General features: G+C 74.2%; 28 protein-coding genes and 1 pseudogene. 7 read left to right on the top strand and 22 right to left on the bottom strand.

Translation table 11 applies throughout. From position 1 onward, the window contains the following. Window positions 1-3 precede the first annotated feature (3 nt). Together Acit_RS13480 and Acit_RS03970 are read right to left on the bottom strand one after the other, a co-directional pair. A complete protein-coding gene (locus Acit_RS13480; protein ID WP_248105917.1) occupies window positions 4-1,248 on the bottom strand; it encodes a sensor histidine kinase in 1,245 nt (414 codons plus the stop codon). Then, entirely contained in the window at window positions 1,245-1,928 is a 684-nt protein-coding gene (locus Acit_RS03970) for a response regulator transcription factor (RefSeq protein WP_248105915.1), read from the bottom strand. Before Acit_RS03970 ends, Acit_RS13480 begins: the two co-directional genes overlap by 4 nt. A gap of 95 nt (window positions 1,929-2,023) precedes the next feature. Here Acit_RS03970 and Acit_RS03965 point away from each other — a divergent pair, with 95 nt between their 5' ends. Together Acit_RS03965 and Acit_RS03960 are read left to right on the top strand one after the other, a co-directional pair. After that, complete coding sequence (locus Acit_RS03965) at window positions 2,024-3,154, top strand: GGDEF domain-containing protein (RefSeq protein ID WP_248105913.1); 1,131 nt, start codon at window positions 2,024-2,026, stop codon at window positions 3,152-3,154. Window positions 3,155-3,246: 92 nt separating this feature from the next. Beyond that, window positions 3,247-4,530: a hypothetical protein gene (locus Acit_RS03960; protein WP_248105912.1), complete on the top strand. Its 1,284-nt coding sequence runs from the start codon at window positions 3,247-3,249 to the stop codon at window positions 4,528-4,530. 6 nt (window positions 4,531-4,536) lie between these two features. Here Acit_RS03960 and Acit_RS03955 read toward each other — a convergent pair whose 3' ends face one another. The 10 genes from Acit_RS03955 to pafA all read right to left on the bottom strand — a co-directional run bounded on the left by Acit_RS03955 (window position 4,537) and on the right by pafA (window position 13,952). Then, the gene (locus Acit_RS03955; protein WP_248105910.1) at window positions 4,537-4,935 is read right to left on the bottom strand and encodes an NUDIX hydrolase; all 399 of its coding nucleotides are present in this window, start codon (window positions 4,933-4,935) and stop codon (window positions 4,537-4,539) included. A 33-nt stretch (window positions 4,936-4,968) separates the two neighbouring features. Further along, window positions 4,969-5,538, bottom strand: coding sequence for a GNAT family N-acetyltransferase (locus Acit_RS13475; protein ID WP_248105908.1), 570 nt, complete (start codon window positions 5,536-5,538; stop codon window positions 4,969-4,971). After that, a complete protein-coding gene (locus Acit_RS03945) occupies window positions 5,535-6,119 on the bottom strand; it encodes a hypothetical protein (RefSeq protein ID WP_248105907.1) in 585 nt (194 codons plus the stop codon). The genes Acit_RS13475 and Acit_RS03945 overlap by 4 nt, the downstream gene beginning before the upstream one ends. A gap of 102 nt (window positions 6,120-6,221) precedes the next feature. Further along, complete coding sequence (locus Acit_RS03940) at window positions 6,222-6,671, bottom strand: DUF4193 family protein (RefSeq protein WP_248105905.1); 450 nt, start codon at window positions 6,669-6,671, stop codon at window positions 6,222-6,224. A gap of 115 nt (window positions 6,672-6,786) precedes the next feature. Beyond that, window positions 6,787-8,469, bottom strand: coding sequence for an FAD-dependent thymidylate synthase (locus Acit_RS03935; protein ID WP_248105904.1), 1,683 nt, complete (start codon window positions 8,467-8,469; stop codon window positions 6,787-6,789). Between the two features lie 12 nt (window positions 8,470-8,481). Then, window positions 8,482-10,566: a DEAD/DEAH box helicase gene (locus Acit_RS03930; protein WP_248105899.1), complete on the bottom strand. Its 2,085-nt coding sequence runs from the start codon at window positions 10,564-10,566 to the stop codon at window positions 8,482-8,484. A 28-nt stretch (window positions 10,567-10,594) separates the two neighbouring features. Continuing rightward, complete coding sequence (gene tatC / locus Acit_RS03925; protein ID WP_312709461.1) at window positions 10,595-11,353, bottom strand: twin-arginine translocase subunit TatC; 759 nt, start codon at window positions 11,351-11,353, stop codon at window positions 10,595-10,597. A gap of 9 nt (window positions 11,354-11,362) precedes the next feature. Then, window positions 11,363-11,833, bottom strand: a complete 471-nt coding sequence (locus Acit_RS12835; protein WP_312709458.1) for a twin-arginine translocase TatA/TatE family subunit — start codon at window positions 11,831-11,833, stop codon at window positions 11,363-11,365. Between the two features lie 49 nt (window positions 11,834-11,882). Further along, complete coding sequence (lepB, locus tag Acit_RS03915; RefSeq protein WP_248105897.1) at window positions 11,883-12,500, bottom strand: signal peptidase I; 618 nt, start codon at window positions 12,498-12,500, stop codon at window positions 11,883-11,885. A gap of 93 nt (window positions 12,501-12,593) precedes the next feature. Next, on the bottom strand, window positions 12,594-13,952 hold the full coding sequence (gene pafA, locus Acit_RS03910; RefSeq protein ID WP_248105896.1) for a Pup--protein ligase: 1,359 nt from the start codon (window positions 13,950-13,952) through the stop codon (window positions 12,594-12,596). 51 nt (window positions 13,953-14,003) lie between these two features. Here pafA and Acit_RS03905 point away from each other — a divergent pair, with 51 nt between their 5' ends. Further along, window positions 14,004-14,240, top strand: coding sequence for a hypothetical protein (locus Acit_RS03905; RefSeq protein ID WP_248105895.1), 237 nt, complete (start codon window positions 14,004-14,006; stop codon window positions 14,238-14,240). A 45-nt stretch (window positions 14,241-14,285) separates the two neighbouring features. Here the strand turns inward: Acit_RS03905 and prcA are convergent, their stop codons facing one another. The 5 genes and pseudogenes from prcA to arc form a co-directional block, all read right to left on the bottom strand. Beyond that, on the bottom strand, window positions 14,286-15,014 hold the full coding sequence (gene prcA / locus Acit_RS03900; protein ID WP_248105894.1) for a proteasome subunit alpha: 729 nt from the start codon (window positions 15,012-15,014) through the stop codon (window positions 14,286-14,288). A 10-nt stretch (window positions 15,015-15,024) separates the two neighbouring features. After that, window positions 15,025-15,858 carry a proteasome subunit beta gene (gene prcB, locus Acit_RS03895; RefSeq protein ID WP_248105893.1) on the bottom strand — a complete coding sequence of 278 codons (834 nt, stop codon included), beginning with the start codon at window positions 15,856-15,858 and terminating at the stop codon, window positions 15,025-15,027. 4 nt (window positions 15,859-15,862) lie between these two features. Further along, a complete protein-coding gene (locus Acit_RS03890; protein WP_248105892.1) occupies window positions 15,863-16,066 on the bottom strand; it encodes a ubiquitin-like protein Pup in 204 nt (67 codons plus the stop codon). A gap of 9 nt (window positions 16,067-16,075) precedes the next feature. Continuing rightward, a complete protein-coding gene (dop, locus tag Acit_RS03885; RefSeq protein WP_248105890.1) occupies window positions 16,076-17,566 on the bottom strand; it encodes a depupylase/deamidase Dop in 1,491 nt (496 codons plus the stop codon). Between the two features lie 118 nt (window positions 17,567-17,684). Further along, a pseudogene (arc, locus tag Acit_RS13465) lies at window positions 17,685-19,398 on the bottom strand (proteasome ATPase). Window positions 19,399-19,669: 271 nt separating this feature from the next. On the opposite strand from arc, the gene Acit_RS03870 reads away from it, so the two are divergent. Beyond that, entirely contained in the window at window positions 19,670-19,906 is a 237-nt protein-coding gene (locus Acit_RS03870) for a ferredoxin (RefSeq protein WP_248105888.1), read from the top strand. Window positions 19,907-19,936: 30 nt separating this feature from the next. Here Acit_RS03870 and Acit_RS03865 read toward each other — a convergent pair whose 3' ends face one another. Genes Acit_RS03865 through Acit_RS13460 form a run of 5 tightly spaced genes read right to left on the bottom strand, consistent with a single transcriptional unit; the run spans window position 19,937 to window position 22,101 of the window. Beyond that, entirely contained in the window at window positions 19,937-20,743 is an 807-nt protein-coding gene (locus Acit_RS03865) for a tRNA (adenine-N1)-methyltransferase (protein WP_248105887.1), read from the bottom strand. Window positions 20,744-20,748: 5 nt separating this feature from the next. Continuing rightward, complete coding sequence (locus tag Acit_RS03860) at window positions 20,749-20,973, bottom strand: hypothetical protein (RefSeq protein WP_248105885.1); 225 nt, start codon at window positions 20,971-20,973, stop codon at window positions 20,749-20,751. Between the two features lie 4 nt (window positions 20,974-20,977). Next, window positions 20,978-21,193, bottom strand: coding sequence for a hypothetical protein (locus Acit_RS03855; protein ID WP_248105883.1), 216 nt, complete (start codon window positions 21,191-21,193; stop codon window positions 20,978-20,980). Next, complete coding sequence (locus Acit_RS03850; RefSeq protein WP_248105880.1) at window positions 21,183-21,572, bottom strand: hypothetical protein; 390 nt, start codon at window positions 21,570-21,572, stop codon at window positions 21,183-21,185. The genes Acit_RS03855 and Acit_RS03850 overlap by 11 nt, the downstream gene beginning before the upstream one ends. A gap of 13 nt (window positions 21,573-21,585) precedes the next feature. Next, a complete protein-coding gene (locus Acit_RS13460; RefSeq protein ID WP_248105878.1) occupies window positions 21,586-22,101 on the bottom strand; it encodes a PaaI family thioesterase in 516 nt (171 codons plus the stop codon). A 41-nt stretch (window positions 22,102-22,142) separates the two neighbouring features. Here Acit_RS13460 and Acit_RS13455 point away from each other — a divergent pair, with 41 nt between their 5' ends. From Acit_RS13455 to Acit_RS03830, 3 genes are all read left to right on the top strand, one after another. Next, window positions 22,143-22,949, top strand: a complete 807-nt coding sequence (locus Acit_RS13455) for an FIST domain-containing protein (RefSeq protein WP_248105876.1) — start codon at window positions 22,143-22,145, stop codon at window positions 22,947-22,949. Then, on the top strand, window positions 22,946-24,997 hold the full coding sequence (gene tkt / locus Acit_RS03835) for a transketolase (RefSeq protein WP_248105873.1): 2,052 nt from the start codon (window positions 22,946-22,948) through the stop codon (window positions 24,995-24,997). Before Acit_RS13455 ends, tkt begins: the two co-directional genes overlap by 4 nt. Then, window positions 24,994-25,621 (top strand): transaldolase family protein (locus Acit_RS03830; RefSeq protein WP_282436215.1); only part of this gene is annotated, 628 nt, incomplete at its 3' end. The genes tkt and Acit_RS03830, both read left to right, overlap by 4 nt.

Here is a 25,621-nt window from a genome sequence, read left to right as displayed (position 1 = left end):
GGCTCAGCGTTGGCGCCACGTCACCTCGAACGAGGCACCCCCCAGGCTCGATCGGCCGACCGTCCAGCGCCCCCCGGTGGCCTGGACCACCGCGTCGGCGATGGCCAGGCCCAAGCCGTGGCCGCTGCCGTCCTCGATGGCCCGATGGAAGCGGTCGAAGAGGCGGGCCCGGGAGGCCTCGGGGATGCCCGGGCCGCTGTCCTCCACCCGCAGGGCCACCCGTCCGCTCCCGGCCTGCACGACCACCCGGACCCGCCCGCCGGGCCCGGCGTAGCGGCAGGCGTTGTCCAGCAGGACCCCGAGCAGCCGGTCCAGCTGGTCCGGGGAGGCCGAGAGCCAGGCCGTCTCCTCGCCGGCCGCCAGCTCGAGGACCTGGTTCCGTTCGGCGGCCACCGGCTGGAAACGGCCGGTGGCCGCCTCGGCCAGGGCCACGAGGTCCACCGGCTCGGCCGGCGCCCCTGGCGGCGCGGTGTCCAGGCGGGCCAGCCACAAGAGATCCTCCACGATCCGCCGCAGCCGGACCCCCTCGGCTCGGACCCGTTCGAGGGCCTCGCGGGCCGGGTCCCCCGGTGGCAGGCCTCGGAGGGCCAGGGCCGTCTCGGCCTCGATGACCGTGAGCGGGGTCCGCAGCTCGTGGGAGGCGTCGGCGGTGAAGTCCAGCTGCCGTTGCCGGGCGGCCTCCACCGGCACCGCCGCCCGGGCGCCGATGGCGAAGGCCGCGGCGAAGCTCGCCAGGAGCAACACGGGCAGCACGACGGCCTCCCCGAGCACCAGGGTGCCGAAGATGTGCTGGCTCTCGGTCAGGCTCTCCCCGGCGACCACCCGGCCGCCGTCGACCCGGACCGACCCCACGAGCCATGCCGCCCCGTCGATGCCCACCTCCTGGACGCCACCGGCCAGGTCTCGGGCTGCCCGTGGCAAGGGGGGTGCGCCGGGACTCGTCGCCTGGACCGTCCCCGCTCGATCCACCAGCCACAGGGCCAGGGGCTCCCCGTCCTCGTCGTCGCCTCGGCCCAGGCCCTCCACCGGGGCCGCGGGGGCCACCCCGGGGGCGGCCTCGGCCGAGCGCACGTCGTGGAGGGCGTCGAGCACCGCCACGCGGACCTGGTCGGTCAAGCGGTCGTGGACCACCAGGTCCAAGCCGGCGACGGCCGCCACCCCGAGGACCCCGAGGAGCACCGTGGCCACCGCTGCCACCCGGGCAGCGTGCCGCAGGGCGAGGCGCCGCTGGGACCGTGCCGGCCTCACGAGCCGTCGTCGTCCTCGGGCACGAGGCGATAGCCCACCCCGCGGACCGTCTGGACCCGGACCCGGGCGCCAGCCAGCTTCGCCCGGAGTCGGGCCATGTGGACGTCGATGGTGTTGGAACCCAAGGTGTCGGCCTCGTCCTCCCACACGTGCACCGCGATGGCCCGTCGGCCCACCACCCCGGGGGAGCGGCGCAGGAGCAGCTCGAGGATCCCCATCTCGATGGGCGTCAAGCCCGGGTCCCGCCCCGCCGCCCGGACTTGGCGGGTGGCGGGGTCCAGCACCAGGTCCCCGACGCTCAGCACCGGCGCCGCCAGGACCGCCGGGCGGCGCTGGAGGGCCCGCAGGCGGGCGAAGAGCTCGTCCAAGTCGAACGGCTTCACCAGGTAGTCGTCGGCCCCGGCGTCCAACCCGGCCACCCGGTCGGCTGGGGCGTCCCGGGCGGTCAGCATGAGGACCGGGATGGTCGAGCGCCGTCGCCGCAGCTCCCGGACGAGATCGAGGCCCGAGAGCACCGGCATCCGCCAATCGACCACCGCCACTGCGTAGTCATGGGCCCGGGCGTAGCGCAGGGCGGTCTCGCCGTCCCCGACCGCGTCCACCACGTACCCTTGTTCCTGCAGGCCCCGGGCCAGCACCGACCGCAGGGCCACGTCGTCCTCGGCCAAGAGCAGGCGCACGACGGGCTCCTCGCTTTCTCCCGGCCTGCGGCCTCCGTGCACCCTCGACAGCGTGGGTCCACCATCTGGCGCAAGCCGTGACCGATACTGGCACGATGCGACGGCCGGGGAGCACGCCGGGGGGCGGCGCGCCGGGTCGGCCTGCGGACGCCGACCCTGCGACCCTCGTCCGTGCCCGGCCCCTCTTCGGTCACCGGGCGGGGCCGGTGGCGGTCGCCGAGGTGGTGGCCCCCGGTCGGGCCGTCGCCTCCGTGGGCGTCCTCTGGGCCGTGGCCGCCCTGGCCGCCCTGGCCGGCGCGCTCGCCAGCGCCCTGGCCCGGTCCCCGGGGTGGGACCAGGTCGTCTGGGCCCTGCTCGCCGCCCTCGGCGTCGCGTGGTCCTTCATCTGGGGCCGAACCGGGGAGGAGCTGCGTCCTCCTGCTCGCTTCCTCGTGACGCTCCTTGCGCTCTGCGCCGCCGCGGCCGCCCTCGCCGGCGGACCTGGGCTCGACGCGGGCGCCGAGGCCGTCGTCGTGACCGCCCTGACCGCCCAGGCGGCGCTGAGCGTTCCTCGGCGAGCCCAGGGGCTCCTCGTCCTCGTGGCCCTCCTCGCCGGGTTGGCCGCCGGCCTGGCCCGTCTGGGCAACCAGCCCCTCGGTCCGGCGTGGCCGCTGGTCGGCCTGGCGAGCGCCCTGGCCGGGGCTGCCGTGGCCGGGGCCCTGCGCCAGGTGGAGCGGGCCCTGGCGGAAGCCGCCGTCGCCGATCCCCTGACCGGCTTGCCCAACCGTCGAGCCCTCGGTCCCCTCCTCCGCCGGGAACTGGCCCGCTGCGCCCGCCTCGGGGACCCCCTCACGGTGGCGGTCGTCGACCTCGACGGGTTCAAGGCGGTGAACGACGACCGGGGCCACCACGGCGGCGACGCCCTCCTCGTGCACCTGGCCCGGGCCTGGCGGGCCGCCCTTCGGCCCTTCGACGTGCTCGCCCGGACCGGCGGCGACGAGTTCGTCCTGGTGCTCCCGGCCACCACCGCCGAGGAGGCCGTCCACGTCCTCCAGCGGCTCCGCCGCGTCCACCCCCAACGCTTCTCGGCCGGGGTGGCCCAACGCGCCCCCGGGGCGTCCCCGGCAGATCTCCTCCAGCAGGCCGACGCCGGCTGCTACGCCGCCAAGCGCCTGGGTCGCGGGCGAACCGTGGTCGTCCCCGGCGCAGCCGACCCCCACCCGCCCCGGGCCGCCGGGGCCGACTGAGCGCAGAGCCGACTGGGCGCAGAGCCGAGTGCACGCAGGGGCCGTACGCCGGTTCCCGCCCCGGTCCCGCTGGTTGCTAGCGTACGGCTGCCATGGCCACGCGGATGGAGATCGAGCTCACCTCCCGGCGCGACGACGGGACCTGGACCTGGCGGGCCGCGGGGGCTCGGCAGCCCAAGGGGGTGGTCGAGCCCGACCTCGTGCCGGCCGACGCCGCCGTCGGGACGCGCTTTCGCGCCGAGGTGGAGCCCGGCCTCGACGGCGTGGCGATCGTGCACCTGGCCCCCCTCCTGCGAGGCGAGGATCGCCACGACGGGGCGCAGCGTCTCGAGATCCTCGGCTCGGGACGGGTCCAGGCCGGGGTGTCGGTCCGCCTCGCCCGCCGCCGGGCCGGCGACCGGCGACCTGGCGAGGACCGCGATCGGCGTCGGCCCCGAGAGGACCGGCCCCGGGACGAGCGTCCCCGCCACGACCGGCCGCGGGAGGACCGACGAACCCGGGGCGCAACCCCGGCCGGCGAGGCGGCCGAGCCGCGTGCTGGCGAGGAGGCTCGGGCCCGCCGGGGCACGAGGTCCGAGGGCGGCGGAGCCGGGCGGGCCGGCCGGCCAGGTGCCCGGCGGTTCACCCCGTCGACCACCTACCGCAACGCGGTCCTCGCCAGCCTGCGGCCCGAACAGCTGCCGGTGGCCGAGCAGCTTTTGCGCGGCGGAATCCCCCAGGTCCGGCGGGCCATCGAGGAGCAGAACGCCCGGGCCAAGGCCGAGGGGCGCGACGGGGTCGCTCCCGAACCCCTCCTGGCCATGGCCGAGGAGCTCCTGCCGACCATCAATCTCGCCGCCTGGAAGGATCGGGCGGTGGCGGCCCGGGACGCCGGTCGGACGGCGCCGCTCCGGGAGCTGCGGGCCATCGTGGCCGCGGCCTCGACGGTCGGGCTCGACGACGAGGGCCGGGAGCTGCTGACGGCGGTGCGCCAGGCCCTCGAGGCGAAGGTCGCCCAGATCCGGGAGGCCTGGCTGGGACGGCTCCGATCCCACCTGGCTGCCGGTCGGGTGGTGGAGGCCCTGCAGGAGTCGGCCCAGCCGCCGGACCACGGGACGAGGCTCCCGGCCGACCTGGCCATGGCCCTGGCCCAGGCGGCGTCGGAGGCCATGCGGCAGGACCTCGATCCCACCGAGTGGCTGGCCCTCCTCGACGCGGTCGTGGCCTCCCCGGTGCGCCGTTCGGTCCGGCCCGCTGGCCTGCCCGAGACCGCCGACGAGGAGCTTCGCCGTCGGGCCCGGCAGGCGGCCGGCCTGGTCCCCGAGCTGGCTCGCCTGCTCGGCATCCCCCTGCCGCCGCCGCCGGGAGCTCGCCCGGTGCCCGCCCGGGCGAGCTGAGCGGGCTCAGGCCGGGACCACCCCGACCTCCTGGAGGAACGACAGCAGGCCCGGCACGAGGGGCCAGGTCGACAGGTCGCCGAGGGGCACCCAGGCGAGGGCCGCAGCGTCGCTCGCCGCCTCGCCGCCGCGCTCGTCGGCCAGGTCAACCGCGAAGTCGAAGATGACGAAGTGGTGGTCGGTGTCGATCCGCTCCACGAACCCCAGCAGCGGCCCGCATCGACCACGCAAGCCGGTCTCCTCGGCGAGTTCCCGGGTGACCGCCGCCGCCAGCGTCTCGCCCCACTCCACCCGACCCCCGGGCACCGTCCAGCGCCCTTCCGCCGGCGGATGGGCCCGCTGGACGAGCAGCAACCGCTCCCGGTGCACGCAGACGGCGCCGACGGCCAGCTCCGGGCGTCGCACGGGGGAAGCTGGCCGGGCGCTGGCCACCGGCGCCTAGCGGTCGGTCGTCGGTTCGGCCAGGTGCATGGTGATAGCCCTGGCCACGAAGCCGCTCGACTCCAGCAGCCGCTTCGTCGGCAGGTCGCCCGGCAGGGCCACCGCGTCGATCCCCAGGCAGCCGGCCTGGCGCAAGGCGTCGACGGCCAGTTGCAGCATGGCGCCGCCCACGCCCACCCCCCGCGCCGCCGGCTCGACGTAGAGCAGCTCCAGGACCCCGAGGAGGGCACCTTGGACGTCGTCCACCCGCGCCACCAGCACACCCACCACGACCTCGTCGAGCGTGCCCACGACCACCCGTCGTCGGCGATCGCCGAGGAGCCGGTCGAGGCCCCCCGGTCGGAGCAGCGCCGGCCCAGCCGGGTAGGCCTCCCGGCGGACCAGCAGGGCCCCGCCTCGCTGGGCCTGGGCCGCCTCCAGGGCTGCTCGGGCCAGCTCGGCGCAGCGGTCGGCGTCGGTACGCCGAGCCGCTCGGGCGCCCTCCACGGTGGTCGTCCTGCCCGATCCGGGACCGGTCGGCGCCGCGGGCCGATCCGCCTCGTCCCGCAGCGGTCCGGGGTCGCTCACGACTCCTCGGCCGGCCGGCCAGCGAGCTGCTCGATCCGGCCCAGGACCGTCCGCCGGTGCCGGTGCGCCAGCTCGTAGCGCCGGACCGCCTCGAGCTGTTCGGGCGTCAGGCCCGCCAACCTCGGGACCACCTGGGACGCCGAGAGGCTCTCGTAGCCGGGGATGGCCAGGTCCTCCTCGCGCGGGGCCGCCTCCCGCAGGTCCTCGTCCACCGTGTCGTCCCCGCTGGTCGTCGCCGAGGCCCGGGGTGCCGTGGGGGGCTCGGCGGTCGGCCGCCCAGCGCTGGGGTCCGGCGCGGACCGGGCCGGCGGGGGCGGTGTCGCCCCGGGCGTCGAAGGTGGCTGGCCGCTGCCGGCGGGTGCCGACCCGCTCCCCGGGCCTCGCCGGCTGGCGAGCTGCTGACGGGCCATCTGGAGGGCGAAACGACCAAGGACCCGGGCCGTGCTCACCTGGCCCTCGACCCGTTCCCGGCCCTTCTCCGCCAGCTTCGGCAGATCCTCCAGGACGGTCAGGGCCAGGCCGACCGGCGCGTAGAGCACCAGGTCCAAGAGCTTGTCCCGCTGCTGGTCCGACTCGGCCATCGCACTCACCTCCCCGCCGCCCGACTCCTTCGCCGGCCGGCTCCTCCTCGTTCCCCCGCTCCCCCGCTCACCCGGCGGCCGCCGGGGCGGGCTCAGGGCTGGTCAGACACAGTCGCGGCACAGCACCCGCTCGGGGTCGGCCAGCTGGCTCGGGTGCTTCACCAGGAAGCAGGACTGGCAGACGAACTCGTCGGGCCGCTTCGGGACGACCCGCTCGGCCCCTTCGCCCCGGTCCTCGGGGTCAGCCGGTTCGTCCTCGTCGGGCTCGTCGTCCTCGACGACCAGGCGCTCCTTCAGGATCTCGTCGAGGCTGGCCTCGACGTCCTCGTCGTCGACCTCCTCGTCGTCGTCGACGTCCTCGTCGGCACCGGCCACCGGTGCGAGATCGTCGTCCTCGTCCTCGTCGTCGACCACGACGTCGTCGTCGTCCTCGTCACCCAGGTCGACGGCGTCCTCGTCCTCGAGGTCGACCTCGAGGTCCTCGTCGAGCTCGTCGTCGAGCTCGGCCTCGAGGTCGCCAGGCTCGGCCACATCGTCCAGATCGTCGGCCATCCTCGCCCTTCAGCTGCTGCCCGCCCGCGTCGGCGGGTCGTGAACGCCGGGGGAGCATATCTGCTCGCCCCCCGGGCCCAGCGCGGGCAGCAGCGGTCCACGCGCCCTGGAGGTCCTAGCCGAGCACGGCCGGGTCGGCCCCGCCAGCCGCCAGGTCGTCGGCCCCGTCGTCGGCCTGCCGTCGGCGAGCCTGGGCCCGCTGCTCGGCGGCCAGGCGGGAAAGGGCGTAGTCGCCGTGGTCCACGAAGACCATGGCCTCGGCCAGGAGCCGGTGCCCGGCCTGCTCGGCGATCAGCCGGTGCATCTGCTGGACCACCGAGCGGTACGCGGGGTGGCCCTGGGGCTGGGAGCGGAGCTCGAGGACGTGCATGGCCTCGCGGGCGTTGAGCTGCATACTGAAACGGACCCGGTAGGCCATGGCCAGGGCGTAGCGGGCCTGCTCGGGCCAGGCGCCGGCCAAAGCGTCGTAGAGGTCCGCCGACTGCTCGAGGGCGGCGCGGTACCGGGGGCCGAAGCCGCCCTCGTCGATCTCCGGGGGCACGCTGGCCCCGAGGTCCGGCCCGAGGGGCTGCCACTCGATCGTGGCCATCCGGTGCCGCTGGAGGTCCCGGAAGGCCCCGTAGTCGCAGACCACGTCGAAGCGGTAGGCGGTCCGTTCGAAGGCCCGACCCGGCATCTCCCGACGGTTGCGCCGCTCGCCCACGTAGGCCCAAAGGAGCGCCCGGCGCTGCTCGGCGTCCAGTCGGGCCACCCGGCGGACCAGCTCGACGTCGGGCAGCCCCGTCGCCGGGTAGCAGATGGCGGCCAGCACCTTCAGCTCGCCGTCGGGGTCCCAGTCCACCAAGGAGACCTCCGGGCCGCCCTCTCGCAGGCCCCCGGCGCCTTGTGGCCGACCCGGCTCGTGGTCCTCGGGCCACAGCTGGCGCAGCCGTGCCGCCACGGCCGCCCCCGTGGCTTCCCGGTAGGCGACGGCGGCCAGGCCACGGTCGGGCAGGTCGACCCGTTCCAAGAAGGCCGGGACCACCTTTCGGAGCTCGTGGAGGATCCGCTCGGCGATCCGGCGGGCCTCGGGCAGGGGGTGGGCCCTAAGACGGTGGATCAGGCGCTCGAAGGCTTGGGGGGCGCCGAAGATCCCGACGTTCGCCAGGGCGCCGGCGGGCAGGAGCCCCCGAAGGAGGTCCAAGGCGGCGGCCTGCACGGCCCGGCGGTGGGCCAGGTCCTCGGTGGTCCCCCCGGCCGGGTACCGGCGGGCCAGCCAGGCGGTCACCTCCGGCAGCAGCGACCCGTAGGCCTCGAAGAGCCCGTCCATGCCCCCGACGTAGCGGGCACCCAGGGACGAGGCCAGCAGGTCCGGGTCTCGGTAGTAGCGGTAGTGGCCGCTTGGCAGCCGGCCGTCGTAGCGGACGTAGCGGGTCGACTGCTCGAGGTAGGACATGAGGCGGCCCCGTTCGAGGACCTTCGTGAGGAGGTTCGAGACCCCTTCGCAGGCCAGGTGGACGCCGCCCAGCTGGGCCACCGAGTCGTCCCCGTACTCGGTCAGGACCCGGTGGTAGAGGGCGTCGGCCCGTCGGGTGGTCGGCGCCGCCCCCGATCCCCCGTCCGCCAGGTCGTCGGCGAACTCGTCGAGCAGCAGCCGTCGGAGGCTCTTCGCCGACCGGGAGTAGCGGGCGAAGAGCGCCCCCTTCACCACTTCCGGGAGGCCTACCAGGGCGAAGACCGGGCCGTCGACGTCGGTCACGTAGCGGGCCAGGCGTTCCCGCTCCTCTGGGCCGAAGGCCTCCACGCTGCTTCGTGCCATGACGGGCCGAGCCTAGGGGCCCGCCGGTCCCGCCTGGGGGACCGTGCCGAAGGGGGGCGCGGGGTCCCCCAGGGGCTCCTCGACCTCCTCGAGCCGTGTCACGCCGAGCACCCCACTGGCCACCACCCCCCGGTCCAGGGCCCGGGCAGCGAGCGCGGCCTGGTCGGCCACCTCGGCCTCGGGAGCGACCAGGGCGACCTGTCGCAGGAGGTCGACCAGCTGCCGGATGGTCCGGACGAAGTCGCCGGGGGCCAGTTCGGCCCGCTCGAGGATCCGCTCCAAGGGCCGGCCCCGGGCCCAGGCCGCCGCCGCCTGCGCGAACCCGGGATCGGGCAGCCGGGTGGGGGGCAGGCGGTGGAGGGCTTCGTCCTCTCGGAGGCGCTCGGCCAACTGGCCCAACTCCCCGAGGCGCGCCCGGGCCGCTTCGGGGGGCGGAGCCGGTCGGAGCCGCCGGCGGGCCACTCGGGGGGCGAAGACGAGGGCCGAGGCCACCGCGGCCAGGGCCGGGGCGTCCAGACCCCCGAAGCAGCCGCAGGCCAGGGCCTCGGCCACCAGGAGGTCGGACTCGTGGTAGATCCGGGCCAGCATCTCGCCCCGAGGGGTGAGCCGCCAGGCGGCCCGGTCGAGGTAGCCCCAGGCCTCCAGCAGGGCCCAGGTCCGCTGCAGCCGCTCCGAGAGGGCCCGGTGCTGGCGCCGGTCGACCCACTGGGCGAAGGAGCGGTCCAGGACGTGGCGGGCCTGGGCCGGCGAGAAGCGCCGCACCAGGTTGGCCGCCAGGTTGTAGGTCGGTCGGAACGAGGAGCGCAGGTCCGGCGGCGGGGTCGTGGCCAGCCGGGCCACGTCGGTGGCGAGGACCTGGGGACCCCAGGGGACCACCGCGTGCCCCACCGGGTCCAGTCCCCGACGCCCGGCCCGACCGGTCAGCTGGGCGTACTCGCCCGAGGTGAGGGCTGAGCGGCCCGACTCCCGGACCTTGGTGAGGCGCTCCACCACCACCGTCCGGGCTGGCATGTTGATCCCCAGCGACAGGGTCTCGGTGGCGAAGACCACCCCGAGGAGCCCGTCCGCGAAGCAGGACTCGACCGCCTCCCGGAAGGCCGGGATCATGCCGGCGTGATGGGCGGCCAGCCCCTCCTCCAAGCCGGCCAGCCACTCCCCGTACCCCAGAGCGGCCAGCTCGTCGTCGGGCAGCCCCTCGGTGGCCGCTTCGCAGCGCCGGCGGATCTCGGCCCTCTCGCCGGGGCCGGTCAAGCGGATGCCCTCCGAGAGGCATTGGGCCACGGCGTCCTCGCAGGCCGCGCGGGAGAAGATGAACACGATGGCCGGCAGCATCTCCCGTTCGGCCAGGGCCTCGACCAGCTCGGTCCGCCGAGGGGGGGCCAACCGGCTCCGCCGCAGGCCACCGGGCTGTCGGGCGAAGCGGGCCACCCGGTGGTCGAAGCGGGCCGCCTCGGGGTGCAGCCCGCCGTCTTTCAGCACCGGCAGGAGCTCGATCCGTCCCCGGCCCCGCTCGGCCACGGCCAGGTGGTGCCGCAGGGCCACTGGCCGCCGCTCCTCCACCACGACCTCCAGCGCTCCGCGCACCGACCGGAGCCACGCCCCGAGCTCCTCGGCGTTCGCCACGGTGGCCGAGAGGCAGACCAGGCGGACCGGGGGCGGGCTGAGGATGATGACCTCCTCCCACACCGAGCCCCGATAGGGGTCCTGGAGGAAGTGGACCTCGTCGAGGACCACCAGGCCGAGGTCCGCCAACTGGGGCGAGCCGGCGAAGAGCATGTTCCGGAGGACCTCGGTGGTCATCACCACCACCGGCGCATCGGGCTGGAAGGTCGTGTCCCCGGTCAACAGGCCGACCTGCTCGGGCCCGTAGCGCTGCCGGAGCTGGCCGAACTTCTGGTTCGAGAGGGCCTTGAGCGGTGTCGTGTAGAACGCCCGGGTCCCCTCCCGCCGGGCCAGGTCCACGGCGTACTCCGCCACCACCGTCTTGCCCGCCCCGGTCGGGGCCGAGACCAGGACCGAGGCCCCTCGGTCCAAGGCGTCGAGGGCCCGTTCCTGGAACGGGTCGAGGGGGAACGGGAAGGCCCGGTCGCGCCGCACCCGCCGAGGATAGGGCGCCAGGGGCCGCTCAGCGGGTGAGCAGCCGGCCGAGGGCGACCGACACCTCGTAGAAGACGTAGAGCGGCACCGCCAGGGCCAGCATCGAGAAGGGGTCGCCGCTCGGGGTGAAGATCGCCGCGCCGGCCACGATGAGGACGAAGGCCCAGCGTCGGCCCCGGGCCAGGGTCTTCGGGTCCACCAAGCCGACCAGCTGCAGACCCAGCAGGAGCAGGGGGAACTCGAAGGCCAGCCCGAAGAGGACCATGAGGGCCAGGATCAAGCGCAGGTAGGCCGTCGGGCTGTAGATCTGCCGCAGGCTGGGACCCCCGATGGAGCCCAGCCACGCCAGGGCGTGCGGGAAGATGACGTAGGCCAGCACCACCCCGAAGAGGAACAAGGCGATGGAGGCCAGGGCGAAGGGCACGACGTAGTGCCGCTCCTTGGGCAGCAGGCCCGGGGTGATGAAGCGCCACAGCTCCCAGAGGATCACCGGCGAGGCCATGAAGACCCCCCCGTAGGTGGCGATCTTCATCCGGATGCTCAGCCCCTGGAGGGGGGTGGTGACGTAGAACGCGCAGTGCCGAGGGCCGGCCACCTGGCAGTAGGGGTGCTGGAGGAACGACAGGATCGGCTGGTACAAGAAGAACGCCGCCACGCCAGCGGCCAGGGTGGCCACGGCTGCCACCACCACCCGGTTCCGGAGTTCCGCGATGTGCTCCACCAGGGTCATGGCGTCCGGCTCGGGACGGCCACTGCGGCGGAGCTTGGTCAGCACCTGGGAGGCCACCGGCCCGCCTCAGTTCATCGAGGGGTCGCCCGCACCGGGCTCCCCGTTCGCCAGGGGACCGCCGACCGGCGGCACCGTCGTGGGGGGCAGCGGGCCGCTCGCGGTCCCGAGCGTCCCGGGGATCGCCGAGGGGCTGCCCGGGGTGGCCCACCCGGTGCCGCTCCCGGTCGCGCCGACCTCGGGGACCGGGGGGTCGATGGTGGCGGCACCGGCCGCCCCGGCTGGGGCTGTCCCGGTGCCGTGCTCGTCGGCGAGCCGGTCCAGGAAGCTGAGCGGCGAGCGGACAGCGTCGGTGATGGTCGCCGTCGAGGGGAGGTTCGGCACCGCCCCGCGGACCTCCTCCTCCAGCCGGGCCCGCCACTGGCGCAGCTGGCCCCAGGCGGCACCCATCTGGCGGGCCGCCTTCGGCAGCTTGTCCGGGCCGAGCACGATGAGGGCCACAACCAGGACCAGGAGGATCTTGGCCGGGTCGAGGTCCACCACGCCCTAGTCTACGGCCCGGTCCCCCCCGGCGGATGAGCCGGGCTGGTCAGACGCCGCCGATCCGGGAGAGGGGCCAGTAGCGGAAGACCACTTCGCCGACGATGTCCTTGCGGGGCACGGGGCCGAAGTAGCGGCTGTCGGCCGAGACCGGCCGGTTGTCCCCCATGACGAAGTACTCCCCTTTCGGGATCCGCACCGGTCCGAAGTTCGAGGTGGTGATCCCCCGGGGCAGCCAAGGCTCGGGGAGCAGATGGCCGTCGATGTAGACGTTGCCCCCCCGGGCCGAGATGGTCTCCCCCGGCAGGCCGATGACCCGCTTCACCAGGTCCGGGTACTCCTTCGGCCAGGTGGCCGGCCGGCGGAAGACCACGATGTCGCCCCGCTCGATCGGGTGGAAGTCGAAGGCCAGCTTGTCCACGACGATCCGGTCGCCGGGCATCAAGGTCGGCTCCATGGAGTCCGAGGGGATGTAGTAGGTCTCGAAGACGAAGGCCCGGACCACCACGGCGACCACGACGGCCACCGCCACGACGACCAGCCACTCGACGAGCCAGCGGCCCTTGCGCCGGGGACGGGCCCGACCCGAGGAGCGGGTGGTCGCCGTCGGGGGCTCCGTCGCCGTGGCCGGTCCCGCCGGCGCCCCGCTCTCGCTCACCTCAGCCATGGCCCTCCTCCCACGACCCTGCCCCCCGACCCCGCCGGGCCCCGGGCCCCTCCAGCCTGCCCCAGATCGGCCGCCCCTGGGGACCGGGAGCCCTCAGAGCCCGGCGATCAGCCGCTCGACCCGCTCGTCGTGGGCCTTGAAGGGGTCCTTCAGGAGCACGGTGCGCTGGGCCTGGTCGTTCAGCTTCAGGTGGACCCAGTCCACGGTGAAGTCCCGGCGCCGCTCCTTGGCCCGCCGGATGAACTCGCCCCGCAGACGGGCCCGGGTGGTCTGGGGCGGCTCGCGGACCGCCTGGGCGATGGCCCCGTCGTCGACCACCCGCTGCATCGCTCCCCGGGCCTGGAGGCGGTAGAAGAGGCCCCGGCGGGGATCCACATCGTGGTACTGCAGGTCCAAGAGGGCCACCCGGGGGTGGCCGAGGGGTAGCTGGTGGCGTTGCCGGTAGGCCTCGACGAGCTGCAGCTTGGCCACCCAGTCCAGCCGGTCGGCCAGCGAGAAGGGGTCCCGTTCCAGACCCTCGAGGCAGGCCTGCCAGAGGTCGAGGACCCGGGACTCCTCCTCGGGCAGACCCCGCTGCTCCCGGAACCGCAGGGCCCGGCCCAGGTACTCCCGCTGGATGTCCAACGCGCTCACCTCCCGGCCGTTCGCCAGTCGAACGGGCCGGCGGCAGGTGAGGTCGTGGCTGATCTCCCGGATGGCTCGGATGGGGTTCTCGAGGGTCAGGTCCCGCAGGACCACCCCAGGCTCCTCCAGCAGGTGGAGCAGCACGCTCGTGGTGCCGACCTTCAAGAGGGTGGCCACCTCGCTCATGTTCGAGTCCCCGACGATCACGTGCAGCCGCCGGAACCGCTCGGCGTCCGCATGGGGCTCGTCCCGGGTGTTGATGATCGGCCGGCTCCGGGTGGTGGCCGAGGAGACCCCCTCCCAGATGTGCTCGGCTCGCTGCGAGAGGCAGTAGGTAGCGCCCCGGGCAGTGTGGAGCACCTTGCCGGCCCCGGCGTAGATCTGCCGGCTGACCAGGAAAGGAATGAGGACCTCGGTGTAGTGGGCGAAGTCGTCCCGGCGGGAGGTCAGGTAGTTCTCGTGGCAGCCGTAGGAGTTGCCGGCCGAATCGGTGTTGTTCTTGAACAGGTAGATCGTCCCTCGGATCCCCTCTTCGCGCAGGCGGGCCTCGGCGCCCTCGACCAGCTGCGAGAGGATCCGCTCCCCGGCCTTGTCGTGGGCCACCAGGTCCACCAATCGATCGCACTCGGGGGTGGCGTACTCGGGGTGGCTGCCCACGTCCAAGTAGAGCCGGGCCCCGTTGTCCAAGAAGACGTTCGAGGACCGTCCCCAGCTGACCACCCGGCGGAACAGGTAGCGGGCGACCTCGTCGGGGCTCAGCCGCCGCTGGCCCCGCTGGGTGCAGGTCACCCCGTACTCGTTCTCCAGGCCGAAGATCCGGCGCTCCACACCCGCACGCTAGCCCTGCTCCCCGCTCGGGCGGAGCGCTAGCGTGGCGCCGTGCCGACCTCGCCCCTCGTGCCCCTGACCCTGGTCAGTTCCCGCTTCGAGGGTCAGGTCCTCGTCGCCCGCCTGGGGGCCGAGGGCATCGTGGCCGCTGTCCGGGGCGGTGAGAGCCCCTATCCCCTGCCGGGGCCCGTCGAGGTCCTCGTCGAGGCCGACCGGGCCGGGGACGCCCGGGAGCTGCTCGCTGCCGTCGCCGATCCCGAAACCCCGCCAGGCGACCCTCGGGGCTGAGCCGGCAAGGGTCCGCCGACCAGCCAGGGTGCCGCCCCACGTCGCCTAGCCGTCGACGGGTCCGCCCTCGGCCGGTCCGGCACCCGCCGCCCGGCCCTCCTCCAGGAGCCGGGCCAACTCCTCGCCCTGGACCCGCCGGAAAGCCCGCCGCTCGGCCCCCCGCTCGAGAACCGCGACCTCCAGGTCCGAGGGGCCGAGCTCCCGCTCCGGCCCGGCCAGCTCGGCCACGCAGGCAACCAGAGCCTCCGGCAGGGTCCAGCCCCGTCGGAACCGGGTCCGGAAGCGCTCCGCGATGGTCTCGGCGTCCCCGCCGAGCACGGCGAAGTCGTCCTGGTCGGAGATGGTCCCCTCGTAGGCCACGTGGTAGAGCTGGTCCGCCCGCCCCTGGTCCCCCAGTTCGGCCACCAGGATCTCCACCTCGAGGGGCTTCATCTCGTGGGTGAAGACGTTCCCGAGGAACTGGGCGTAGAGGTTGGCCAGGGAGCGGGCGTCGACGTCCTCCCGGGAGAACGCGTACCCCTTCGTGTCGGCGTGCCGCACCCCGGCCACCCGCAGCTGGTCGAACTCGTTGTACTTGCCGACCCCGGCGAAGGCGATCCGGTCGTAGATCTCGCTGACCTTGTGCAAGGACCGGGAGGGGTTCTCGGCCACGATCACGATCCCCTGGTCGTAGGTGGTGGCGACCAGGGAACGCCCCCGGGCGATGCCCTTCTGGGCGTACTCGGCCCGGTCCTTCATGACCTGCTCGGGGGCCACGTAGAACGGCATGGTCATGGCCGCCTCCTCAACGTTCCCGGCCCAGGCCCCGGGCCAGCAGGTCGGCGAACCGGGCCGCCACCTCGTCCTCGGCCACCCGGCTGTAGCCCTCGGCGGTCACCAGGGCCACCACCGGGTAGATGCCCCGCACGGCGTCGGGCCCCCCGGTCGCTGCGTCCTCGTCCGCCGCGTTGTACAGGGCCCGCACCGCCAGCTCGATGGCCTCGGCCCGGCTGAGCCCCGGCCGCCAGCCCAGCTTGATCGTGGTTCGGGCGTCCCGGCCGCCGGAGCCGGTGGCGGCGTGGTCGGTCTCCTCGTAGTGCCCGCCGGTCACGTCGTAGGTGAAGATCCGACCGGTCTGTCGCCGCAGGTCGTACCCGGCGAACAGGGGCACCACGGCCAGGCCCTGGAAGGCCATCGGCAGGTGCTCCCGGACCATCTGGCCGAGCTGGTTCGCCTTGCCCTCCAGGCTGAGGGCCACGCCCTCCACCTTCTCGTAGTGCTCCAGCTGGGTCTGGAAGAGCCGCACCATCTCGACCGCCGGCCCCGCCGCGCCGGCGACCGCCACCGCCGAGTGCCGGTCGGCCGGGAAGACCTTCTCCATGGACCGGTGCGCGATGAAGTTCCCCTCGGTGGCCCGGCGGTCCCCCGCCATCACCACGCCGTCGGCGAAGCGCAGGGCGACCACCGTCGTGCCGTGGGGCAGGTGGCCCGGCCGGCCGTCCCGAAGCCCCCGGGCACCCTCGGGCGGCCCGCCCGCACCCCCCAGCCACCAGGGCAGGGCTGCGGGCTCCACCCGCCGGAGCAGCGCCGCGAAGTCGGGCCCCGGGTCCGCCCCCGGGGGGAAGATCGGCAGGCTCACCTGGTTACTCCCCGCCCTTCTGCACGTAGTTGCGGACGAACTCCTCGGCGTTCTCCTCCAGGACCTCGTCGATCTCGTCCAGCAGGTCGTCGAGCTCGGCCTTCAGCTTCTCCCCCTGCCGCTCGCCCTGGGCGGACGCGGCCGGCTCCTCCTCGTCACCCTCCCGGGTGCTCGGAGCCGTCCTCCGCTTCAGCTCGCGCTCAGCCATGCTCGATCCTCACCCTCTTCCGCTCAGGCGCGCCACCAGCTGAGCCGGGGTCGCACACGAGTCCAGCAGCGCCCCGACGTGCTCGGCGGTGCCGCGCAGCGGATCCATCATAGGGACGCGCCGCAACGGGTCCGTCCCCAGGTCGAAGACCAGGGAGTCCCAGTTGGCGCTCGTGATGGCGCTGGCCCACCGGGCCAGGCACTGGCCCCGGAAGTAGGCCCGGGTGCCCCGGGGCGGCGACCCGACCGCCTCGAGGACCGCCTCCTCGCCCACCAGGTGCTCGGTCGGCAGACGCTGGAACAAGGACCGCTCGGGCCGGAGGTCGTGGTACTGCAGATCCAGGGCCGCCAGCCGCTGATCGTCCCAGTCCAGGCCGTGGCGATCCCGGTAGGCCTCGATGAGCTGGAGCTTCGCACACCAGTCGACCTGGCCCGCCACCTCGGTCGGGTCGGTCTCCAGGCCGTGGAGGACCTCCTCCCAGCGCCGCAGCACCTCCCGGCCCACCGCCTCGCCCCCCACGGCACCAAGGCCCTGGTCCTCCGCGTACTTCACCGCACGCTCCAGCAGCTCCCACTGCACCCCGAGAGCGCTGATCCGCCGACCGTCGGTCAGGTCGATCGTGGTCTTGAGGCTCGGGTCGGCAGCCACCTGCCGGATCGCCTGGACCGGGTTCGCCGGGACCAGCTCCGGGCTGCCCAGCGCCTCGTCCTCGATCATGGCCAGCACGAAGGCCGTCGTCCCCACCTTCAAGAAGGTGGCCACCTCGCAGAGGTTGGCGTCGCCCACGATCACGTGCAGCCGCCGGTAGCGCTGGGGATCGGCGTGGGGCTCGTCCCGCGTGTTCACGATCGGCCGCTTCAAGGTGGTCTCCAGGCCGACTTCTTCCTCGAAGAACTCGGCCCGCTGGGAGAGCTGGTAGGGCACGTCCGCCCCGGCCTGCGCAGTCTCCGTCCCGACCTTGCCGGCGCCGCAGAACACCTGGCGGGTCACGAAGTGGGCCATGACCTGCCGGGCGATCCGCGAGAAGGGCACGGCCCGGTCCATGAGGTAGTTCTCGTGGCAGCCGTAGGAGTTGCCCTTCCCGTCGGAGTTGTTCTTGTAGACCACGATCCGCTGGCCCGGGGGCAGGACCTGGGCGGCGGCCCGCATGGAGCGCCGCAGGATCTCCTCGCCGGCCCGGTCGTAGCGGACCAGCTCGAGGGCGTCGGGGCACTCCGGGGTCGAGTACTCCGGGTGGGCGTGGTCCACGTAGTAGCGCGCCCCGTTGGTCAGCACGGCGTTCACCAGGTGGGTCTCCACCTCGGGCGGCAGGGCGCCCTCCCGGGCGAACCCCCGGGCGTCGTTCCCCGGCTGCTCGTCCTCGAAGTCCCAGCCCGCCCGGGCCAGGCCCCCCACGTAGGCGTTCACCAGCAGCGACGACGAGGCCACCGGGTTCCCGTCACCACCGAGGTGCTGGATCCCGAACTCGGTCTCGATGCCGCAGACCTTCGGCACGGCCATGGCCGGACCCTACTGCCTCACCCCTGCCCCGACACGGCATCGGTTGGCACCGACGCCCAGGGTCGCTGGCGGGGTCTCGGGGTCGGCGGACGGCAGGGCCGGCAGGTCATCGGACCGCTCAGAGGTACTGACCGGTGCCCACCCGCTCGATCGAGCGACCCCCACGGGTCTCGTCCCGGTCGGCCAGCAGGGTCCGGACGTAGACGATCCGTTCGCCCTTCTTGCCCGAGATCCGGGCCCAGTCGTCGGGGTTCGTCGTGTTCGGCAGGTCCTCGTTCTCCTTGTACTCCCGCCGGATCGACTCCAGCAGGTCCTCCGTGCGGATCCCCGAGCCCTCGCCGGCGATGGCCCGCTTGATCGCCAGCTTCTTCGCCCGCCGGACGATGTTCTCGATCATGGCGCCCGAGGCGAAGTCCCGGAAGTAGAGGATCTCCTTGTCCCCGTTCTGGTAGGTCACCTCGAGGAACTTGTTCTCCTCGTCGGCCCGGTACATCTCGGCCACGGTGGCGTCGATCATGGCGGCCACCGCCTTCGCCGGGTCCCCCCCGCCGAGCCGCTCCACTTCGCCAGGGTCCAGCGGCAGGTCGGGCGTCAGGTAGCGGGCAAAGATCTGGGCGGCGGCCTGCTCGTCGGGCCGCTCGATCTTGATCTTCACGTCCAGCCGAGGCCCCGATGACGATGACGTCCCGCAAGGCCTCCACCCCGTCGATCTCGGCCAACAGCTGCGGCACGATGGTCGACTCGATGTCCGAGCTGATCCCGGTCCCCCGGGTCCGGAACAACGAGTCCATCTCGTCGAAGAAGACGATGACCGGGACGCCCTCCTCGGCCTTCTCACGGGCCCGTTGGAAGACCAGCCGGATCTGCCGCTCGGTCTCCCCGACGTACTTGTTCAGCAGCTCCGGCCCCTTGATGTTCAAGAAGTAGCTCCGCACCCCCTCACGGCCGGTCACCTCGGCGACCTTCTTCGCCAGGGAGTTCGCCACCGCCTTGGCGATGAGCGTCTTGCCGCAGCCCGGCGGGCCGTAGAGCAGGATGCCCTTGGGCGCCGGCAGCTTGTACTCCCCGAAGAGCGCCCGGTGCAGGTAGGGCAGCTCGACCGCGTCGGTGATGGCCTCGATCTGCTCGTCCAGGCCCCCGACATCGGCGTAGGTCACGTCGGGGACCTCCTCGAGGACCAGCTCCTCCACTTCCGGGCGCGGCAGCTTCTCCACCAGCAGCTGGCTGCGGGGCTCCATGAGCACGGCGTCCCCGGCCCGCAGGCGCGTGCCGACCAGGTCTGCGGCCAGCTCCACGACCCGCTCCTCGTCGGCCCGGGCGTAGACCACCGCGCGGCGGCCGTCCTCGAGGACCTCCTTCACCGTCACCACCTCGCCGGCCCGTTCCGGCTCCCGGGCCAGGACGACGTTCAAGGACTCGTTCAGGACGACCTCCTGCCCCCGCCGCAGGGCACCCACGTCGATCTGGGGGTGGACCGCCACCCGCATCTTCCGACCCCCCGAGAACACGTCCACCGTGCCGTCGTCGTTCGCCGCCAGGAACGTGCCGTAGGCGCTCGGGGGCTGGGTGAGCTTCTCGACCTCCTCCCGCAGGGCGGCGATGTGCTCCTTGGCCTGCTGGAGCGTGAACGTCAGCTTCTCGTTCTGGGAGATCGCGTGGGCCAGCTGGCCCTTGGTCTCCAGGAGCCGCTCCTCGAGGCTCTGCACCCGGCCTGGCCCCTCCGACAGGCGCCGCCTGAGGGCAGCCACTTCCTCCTCGGCGTGCTCCGCTCGAGCCCGGAGCTCCTCGAGCTCCGCCTGCAGGGGGCGCTGCTCGTCGTCCGACCTGGACATCGGGACCACCTCCCTCGCGCGAGCCGGGACCCTCTGCCGACCATACACCGGCCCCCGTCCTCGGTGGTCGCTCGGTCGGGTCCTGGCCCGGCTTCCCCGACGGGGGTCCTCGGCCCGCTAGACTGCTTCTGATCCCCAGGGGTCGTGTGCGCCGGGCACCGGCACCGCCCCGGACCGGCGACGCCCCGGGTTCCCCCGGTCGGTCGGCCCGGGGCACGGTCCGCCGGCCGGGCGCTGCGCCACGACAGGCAGAGAGGCAGGGCAAGAGCCGATGAAGGTCTGGATCGACCAGGATCTGTGCACCGGCGACGGGCTGTGCGAAGAGATCGCACCGGCCGTCTTCACCTTGCTCGACGACGGGCTCGCCTACGTGAAGGAAGGCGACGTGGTGAAGAACGACCCCGGCGGCTCGGCGGGCATGGCGCTCGTCCCCGAGGACCTCGAGGACGCCGTCCGGGAGGCCTCCGAGGAGTGCCCCGGGGAGTGCATCTTCATCGAGGAGGGCTGAGCCCCTTCCGGGGTCCCCTCCCGGGTCCCCTCAGGGCTCGGCAGGCTCCTCCCGAGCGGGTCCCTTGCGCCCCGAGGTGAGGAAGCCGGTGTGGGCCACCATGCGGTGGTCCGGCCGGATCGAGCGGCCCTCGATGTGCCAGGTCCGGCGCAGGACCTCGGCCGTCTCGCAGAGCACGAAGCCGTGTGCCTCCATCGCCTCCCGCAGCTGGGCGGTCTGGCCGATGGTCGGGAGGTAGGCGAGCAGGATCCCCCCCGGCGCCAGGGCCTCGACCGCGTGGGGCACCACCCGCCAGGGCTCGGGCAGGTCCAGCACCACCCGGTCGTAGGGTCCCCCGTCGATGCCCTCGCCGACGTCCCGCAGCTCGACCCGGTACGGGGCCTCCCCGAGCCAGGTGGCGACGTTGCGCTTCGCCACCTCGGCGAAGTCGGCCCGCAGCTCGTAGCCCACCACCTCGGCCCCCGCTCGCAGGAGAGCCATGGACAGGGCCCCCGACCCCACCCCGGCTTCGAGCACCCGCATGCCCGGCCCGACGTCGGCCGCCAGCAGGATGGCACCCAGGTCCTTCGGGTAGATGACCTGCGCACCCCGCGGCATCTTCAGGACGACGTCGCCCAGGGTGGGCCGCAGCACGAGGAACCGCCGGCCTGCGCTGCCCCGCACCTCGCTGCCCGGGAGCTGGCCGATGATGGCGTCGTGGTCCACCCAGCCAGCGTGGGTATGGAAGGCCTTCCCCGCCTGCAGCTCCACCAGGTACCGCCGCTGGCGCCCGTCGACGAGCAGGACCCGCTCCCCGGCCTGCAAGGGACCCCGCCGCCCCAGCAGGCCGTCGGCCACGCCCCTCACCCTCGGGCCGGCCGGCCCGGCTCCCCCCCACCGGCGGGCCGGACCCGCACCTCCAGGCGCTGCCCCTCCGCAACCCGGCCCCGCCACAATAGGTCGCCCCGCCGGGACTGCCGGCCGACTGCCCACAACAGCACCGCCACCACCAGCCACCAGGGTTCGCCCTCCCGGGCCCGTCGACGAGCCCAGTCCCCGGCCAGCCGCAGGACGCGGTCGCGCACCACCGGCTCAGGCCCGTCGGATCTCGACCACGGCCGAGCGCCGCCGCCCGGCCCGACGCCCGAGCAGGTAGGCCACGAGCACCACGGCGACGCCGGCAGCCGCCAGGGCAGGCACCACGACACCCTGACGCTGGCGCACCTCGCCCTCGACCTGCCCGGTCAGCTCCCGGACCTTCGACTCGATGTCGGCCCTGCTGACCCGGCGGCGACCCTCAGCTGCCACGTCGACCTCGCTCTCCCTCCGCCTGCCCTCGCTGCCGCCGACCAACGCCGGCGACCACCCGCCACCCGGCCACCCCCAGGCCCACCAGGGCGAGTACCACCACGACGACGTAGGGCAGCCAGGACCGGTCCCCGGCGAAGGTCGTCCCGGTCTCGTCCTGCAGCACCCGCAGCACCGCCACCAGCAGCAGCACCGCGCCAGCGGCCACGGCCACCGAACCCAGGACCCCGAAGACCACGAAGCGCCCGAGGCCCCGCAGGGGACCGACCGTCTCCTGCTTCAGGTAGTCCAGGACCAGTCGCAGCAGGTCACTGAGCCCCTCCGAGAGGCCAGCCCGACCTGACCGGGTCCTCGGCTCCCCCTGGCGATCCTCCGGCACCGTCCTCCCAGCCTCAGCCGTCCCGCCCCGGACCAGAGGCGGCCCGGTTGGCGGCAGGATAGCCCCCCGCACCCAAGGAGCCACCGGGCTCCGCCCCCGCAGGAGGGTCGTCCCCCTGTCCCGGCACGGTGCGCTCCGTCAACAGGTAGGTCGAGCTGGCCCGGGCCACCACCTCGGTGGCGCTTCGCACCTCGGCCTCCACGAAGGCCACCCGCCGCCCCCCACCGACCACCTCGGCCGTGCACCACAGCGTCGTCCCCGGTCGGACCGGCCGCAGGAAACTGACCTTCATCTCGACGTTCGCCGTCCACACCGGCCGCCCCGCGGCCCAGGTCACGGTGGCCGCCCCCATCGCCGAGTCGCAGAGGGCCGCCAGGAAGCCGCCCTGGACGATCCCCGCCGGGTTCACGAACCGTTCGTCGGCCAGCATCCGCCAGCGGGTCCGCCCCGGGGTGGTCTTGTCCTCGCAGACCAGCCCCAGGGTCAGGTCGCAGTTCGGCGGGACCTGGAGGTGACGGGCCGGCGACACCCGAGCGAGGCTACCCGGCCCGCTCCCCCTAGGCTGGCGCCGTGCCCCGCCAGGCCCTCCCGGCCCGGTTCGCCCTGGCCGCCAGCGGCCACCCCGTCCCGGCCGAGGCCACCGGGGAAGTGGCCGGACGCCTCCTCGAGGCCCTTGGGGACCGCCCCGGCCTCCTCGTCGTCCTGGCCAACCCGGCCATCGGCGGCGCCCTCGAGGACGTCGCCGGGGCGCTCCGGGCCCTGCTCCACCCTGAGGCCCTCCTCGGGGCCGTCGCTGCACCCCTCTGGGCTCGCCTCGGCCCGGGACGGGTCGATCACGCCGTCCTCGTCGCCCTCGCCGGCCCACGGCCGCCCCTGGCCCTCGCTGCCCTCGCCGGCCCCCCCTCGGGCCCGCCCGAGCACCTGGCCCCACGGGGGACGGCGGCGCTCCTCGCCCTCGCCGACGACCGCACCACCTCGGTCCCCCAGCTGGCCGGCCAGCTGCATGCCCTCGCACCCGCCGCCCACGTCGTCGTGGCCGGTCTCGCCCGGGGCACCACCGCCACGCCGGTCCGCCTCCTCCTCGACGACCACCTGCTCGGGGTCGGTGCGGTGGCCCTCGCCCTGCCCAGCGGCGCCCTGGTCCCCGACCCCACCGGACCGGCGGCCGCCGGCCTCTGGTTCCCCCCGCCGGCCGGGCCCCTCGCCCGAGCGCCGCTCGGCCTGCCCCCCGACCTCCCCCTCCTGGCCGCTCCCGGCCGGACCCTGGCCCGTTCGCCGAGCACCGGCACCCCGAGAACCGACCGCCTCGTCCTCCTCGGCCACCCCGCAGCTTGGGGGGACAGTGGGCCGGGTGGGCCACTACCGTGGTCGCCATGAGCGAGCCCGCCGCCACCCCCGCCGAGCGCCCCCGACCGGCGAGCCACCAGAACCTGGACGAGCTGGCCGTCAACGTCATCCGCGGCATCGCCATGGACGGACCCCAGCGGGCCAACTCCGGCCACCCCGGGACCGCCATGGCCCTCGCCCCCCTCGCCCACGTCCTCTTCAGCCGCATCCTTCGCTACGACCCGGCCGACCCCTCCTGGCCCGACCGGGACCGCTTCGTCCTCTCCTGCGGCCACGCCTCGATCCTCCTCTACACCATGCTCCACCTGGCCGGCTACGACCTCAGCCTCGAAGACCTCAAGGCCTTCCGGCAGTGGGGCTCCAAGACCCCCGGTCACCCCGAGGTCCGCCACACCCCCGGGGTCGAGGTCACCACCGGGCCCCTCGGCCAGGGCCTCGGCAACGCCGTCGGGCTCGCCCTTGCCGAACGGTTCCTCCGCTCCCGCCTCGGACCCGAGGTCGTCGACCACCGCACCTTCGTCATCTGCTCCGACGGCGACCTCATGGAGGGGATCAGTCACGAAGCTGCCTCCCTGGCCGGCCACCTCGGCCTCGGTCGGCTCGTCGCCGTCTACGACGACAACCACATCACCATCGACGGCTCCACCTCCCTCGCCTACAGCGACGACGTCCCCGGCCGCTTCCGGGCTTACGGCTGGCACGTCGAGGAGCTCGGCGAGATGGCCAACGACCTCGACGGCCTCGAAGCTGCCCTCCGCCGGGCCATGGCCGTCGAGGACCGGCCCTCCCTCCTCGTGCTCCGCTCCCACATCGGCTGGCCGGCCCCGGGCAAGACCGACACCGCGGCCGCCCACGGCTCGCCCCTCGGCGAGGAGGTCGTGAAGGAGACCAAGCGCATCCTCGGCCTCCCCCCCGAGGAGACCTTCTGGGTCCCTGAGGAGGTCCGCGACCTCTACCGGGGGGTGGCCGCCCGGGGCGCCGCAGCCCGTGAGGCCTGGTGCTCCCGGCTCAGCTCCTGGCGGGGCGACCGCCAGGTCTGGGAGGCCCACTGGAGCGGTCAGCCCCTCCCCGGCTTCGCCGAGGCCCTGCCCCGCTTCGAACCCGGCGCCTCGATCGCCACTCGACGAGCCATCAAGGCCTGTGTCGACGCCACCGCCCCCATGCTGCCCGGCCTCCTCGCCGGTTCGGCTGACCTCACCGAGAACACCGGGGTCGAGCTCGCCGACGCCGAGACCCAGTCCGCCGCCACCCCCGGCGGTCGCCAGGTCCACTACGGCATCCGCGAGCACGCCATGGGCGCGGTCATGAACGGCCTCGCCCTCCACGGCGGCATCCTGCCCGTCGGCGGCACCTTCTTCGTCTTCAGCGACTACCTCCGCCCGACTCTTCGCCTCGCCGCCATGTCCCGGGCGAAGGTCGTCCACTTCTTCACCCACGACTCCATCGGCCTCGGCGAGGACGGCCCCACTCACCAGCCCGTCGAGCACCTCGCCTCCCTCCGGGCCATCCCCGGCCTCCAGGTCGTCCGCCCGGCCGACGCCAACGAGACCGCCCAGGCCTGGCGCCTCGCGGTCCACAGCCCTGGGCCCACCGCCCTCGTCCTCAGCCGGCAGGCCCTCCCCGTCCTCCCCGGCACCCTCGGCGCGCCGGTCGAGCGGGGGGCCTACGTCCTCCAGGACCCCAAGGACTCGCCCCCGGTCCTCGTCCTCATCGGGACCGGTAGCGAGGTCCAGCTCTGCCTCCGGGCCGCCGAGCTCCTCGCCAGCGCCGATCCGTCGCTGGCCGTCCGGGTGGTCTCCATGCCCTCATGGGACCGCTTCGCCGCCCAGGAACCCGCCTACCAGGCCGAGGTCCTCCCTCCCGAGCTGCCCCGCCTGGCCGTCGAAGCGGCCAGTCCCTTCGGCTGGGAGCGCTACGCCGACGACGTCCTCGGCCTGGACCGCTTCGGGGCCTCGGCCCCAGGGGAGGTCGTCATGGCTCGCCTCGGCTTCACCGCCGAGGCGGTTGCCGAACGGGCCCAGGCCCTCTGGGCCCGCTGGCAGGAGCACGGTGGAAGCCCGTCGAGGAGGACCCGATGACCAAGCTGCACGACCTCTACGACCGCTGCGGCCAGAGCCCCTGGCTCGACAACCTCCGGCGCGACTACGTCCGGGGCGGTCGCCTCGCCGAGCTCGTCGACCAAGGGGTCCGGGGCGTCACCTCCAACCCGACCATCTTCGCCAAGGCCATCGAGGGCGAGGACGACTACGACGAGCAGTTCCGCCAGCTCCTCGCCGACCACGACGTCGAGGGCGCCTACTGGGAGCTCGTCGCCACCGACATCCAGGAGGCAGCCGAGGTCCTCGCCCCCGTCCACCAGGCCTCCGGGGGCGTCGACGGCTACGTCTCGGTCGAGGTCTCCCCGGCCCTCGCCCACGACACGGCCGGGACCGTCGCAGCGGCCCGCCAACTCCACGCCCGCATCGCCCGACCCAACGTCCTCGTCAAGATCCCGGCGACCGCCGAGGGCGTCCCGGCCATCCGCCAGGTCATCGCCCAAGGCCTCTCGGTGAACGTGACGTTGATCTTCAGCCTCGAACGCTACCAAGAGGTCATGGAGGCCTACCTCGCCGGCCTCGAGGAGCTCGCCGCCCAGGGCACCGCCGACCTCTCCCGGGTCCGCAGCGTGGCGTCCTTCTTCGTCAGCCGGGTCGACACCGAGG

Source organism: Aciditerrimonas ferrireducens, assembly GCF_023130475.1.
GTDB classification, from domain to species: domain Bacteria; phylum Actinomycetota; class Acidimicrobiia; order Acidimicrobiales; family UBA8190; genus Aciditerrimonas; species Aciditerrimonas ferrireducens.
Note: the sequence above shows the minus strand (reverse complement) of the source record. Positions and strands in the feature narration are given on the sequence as shown.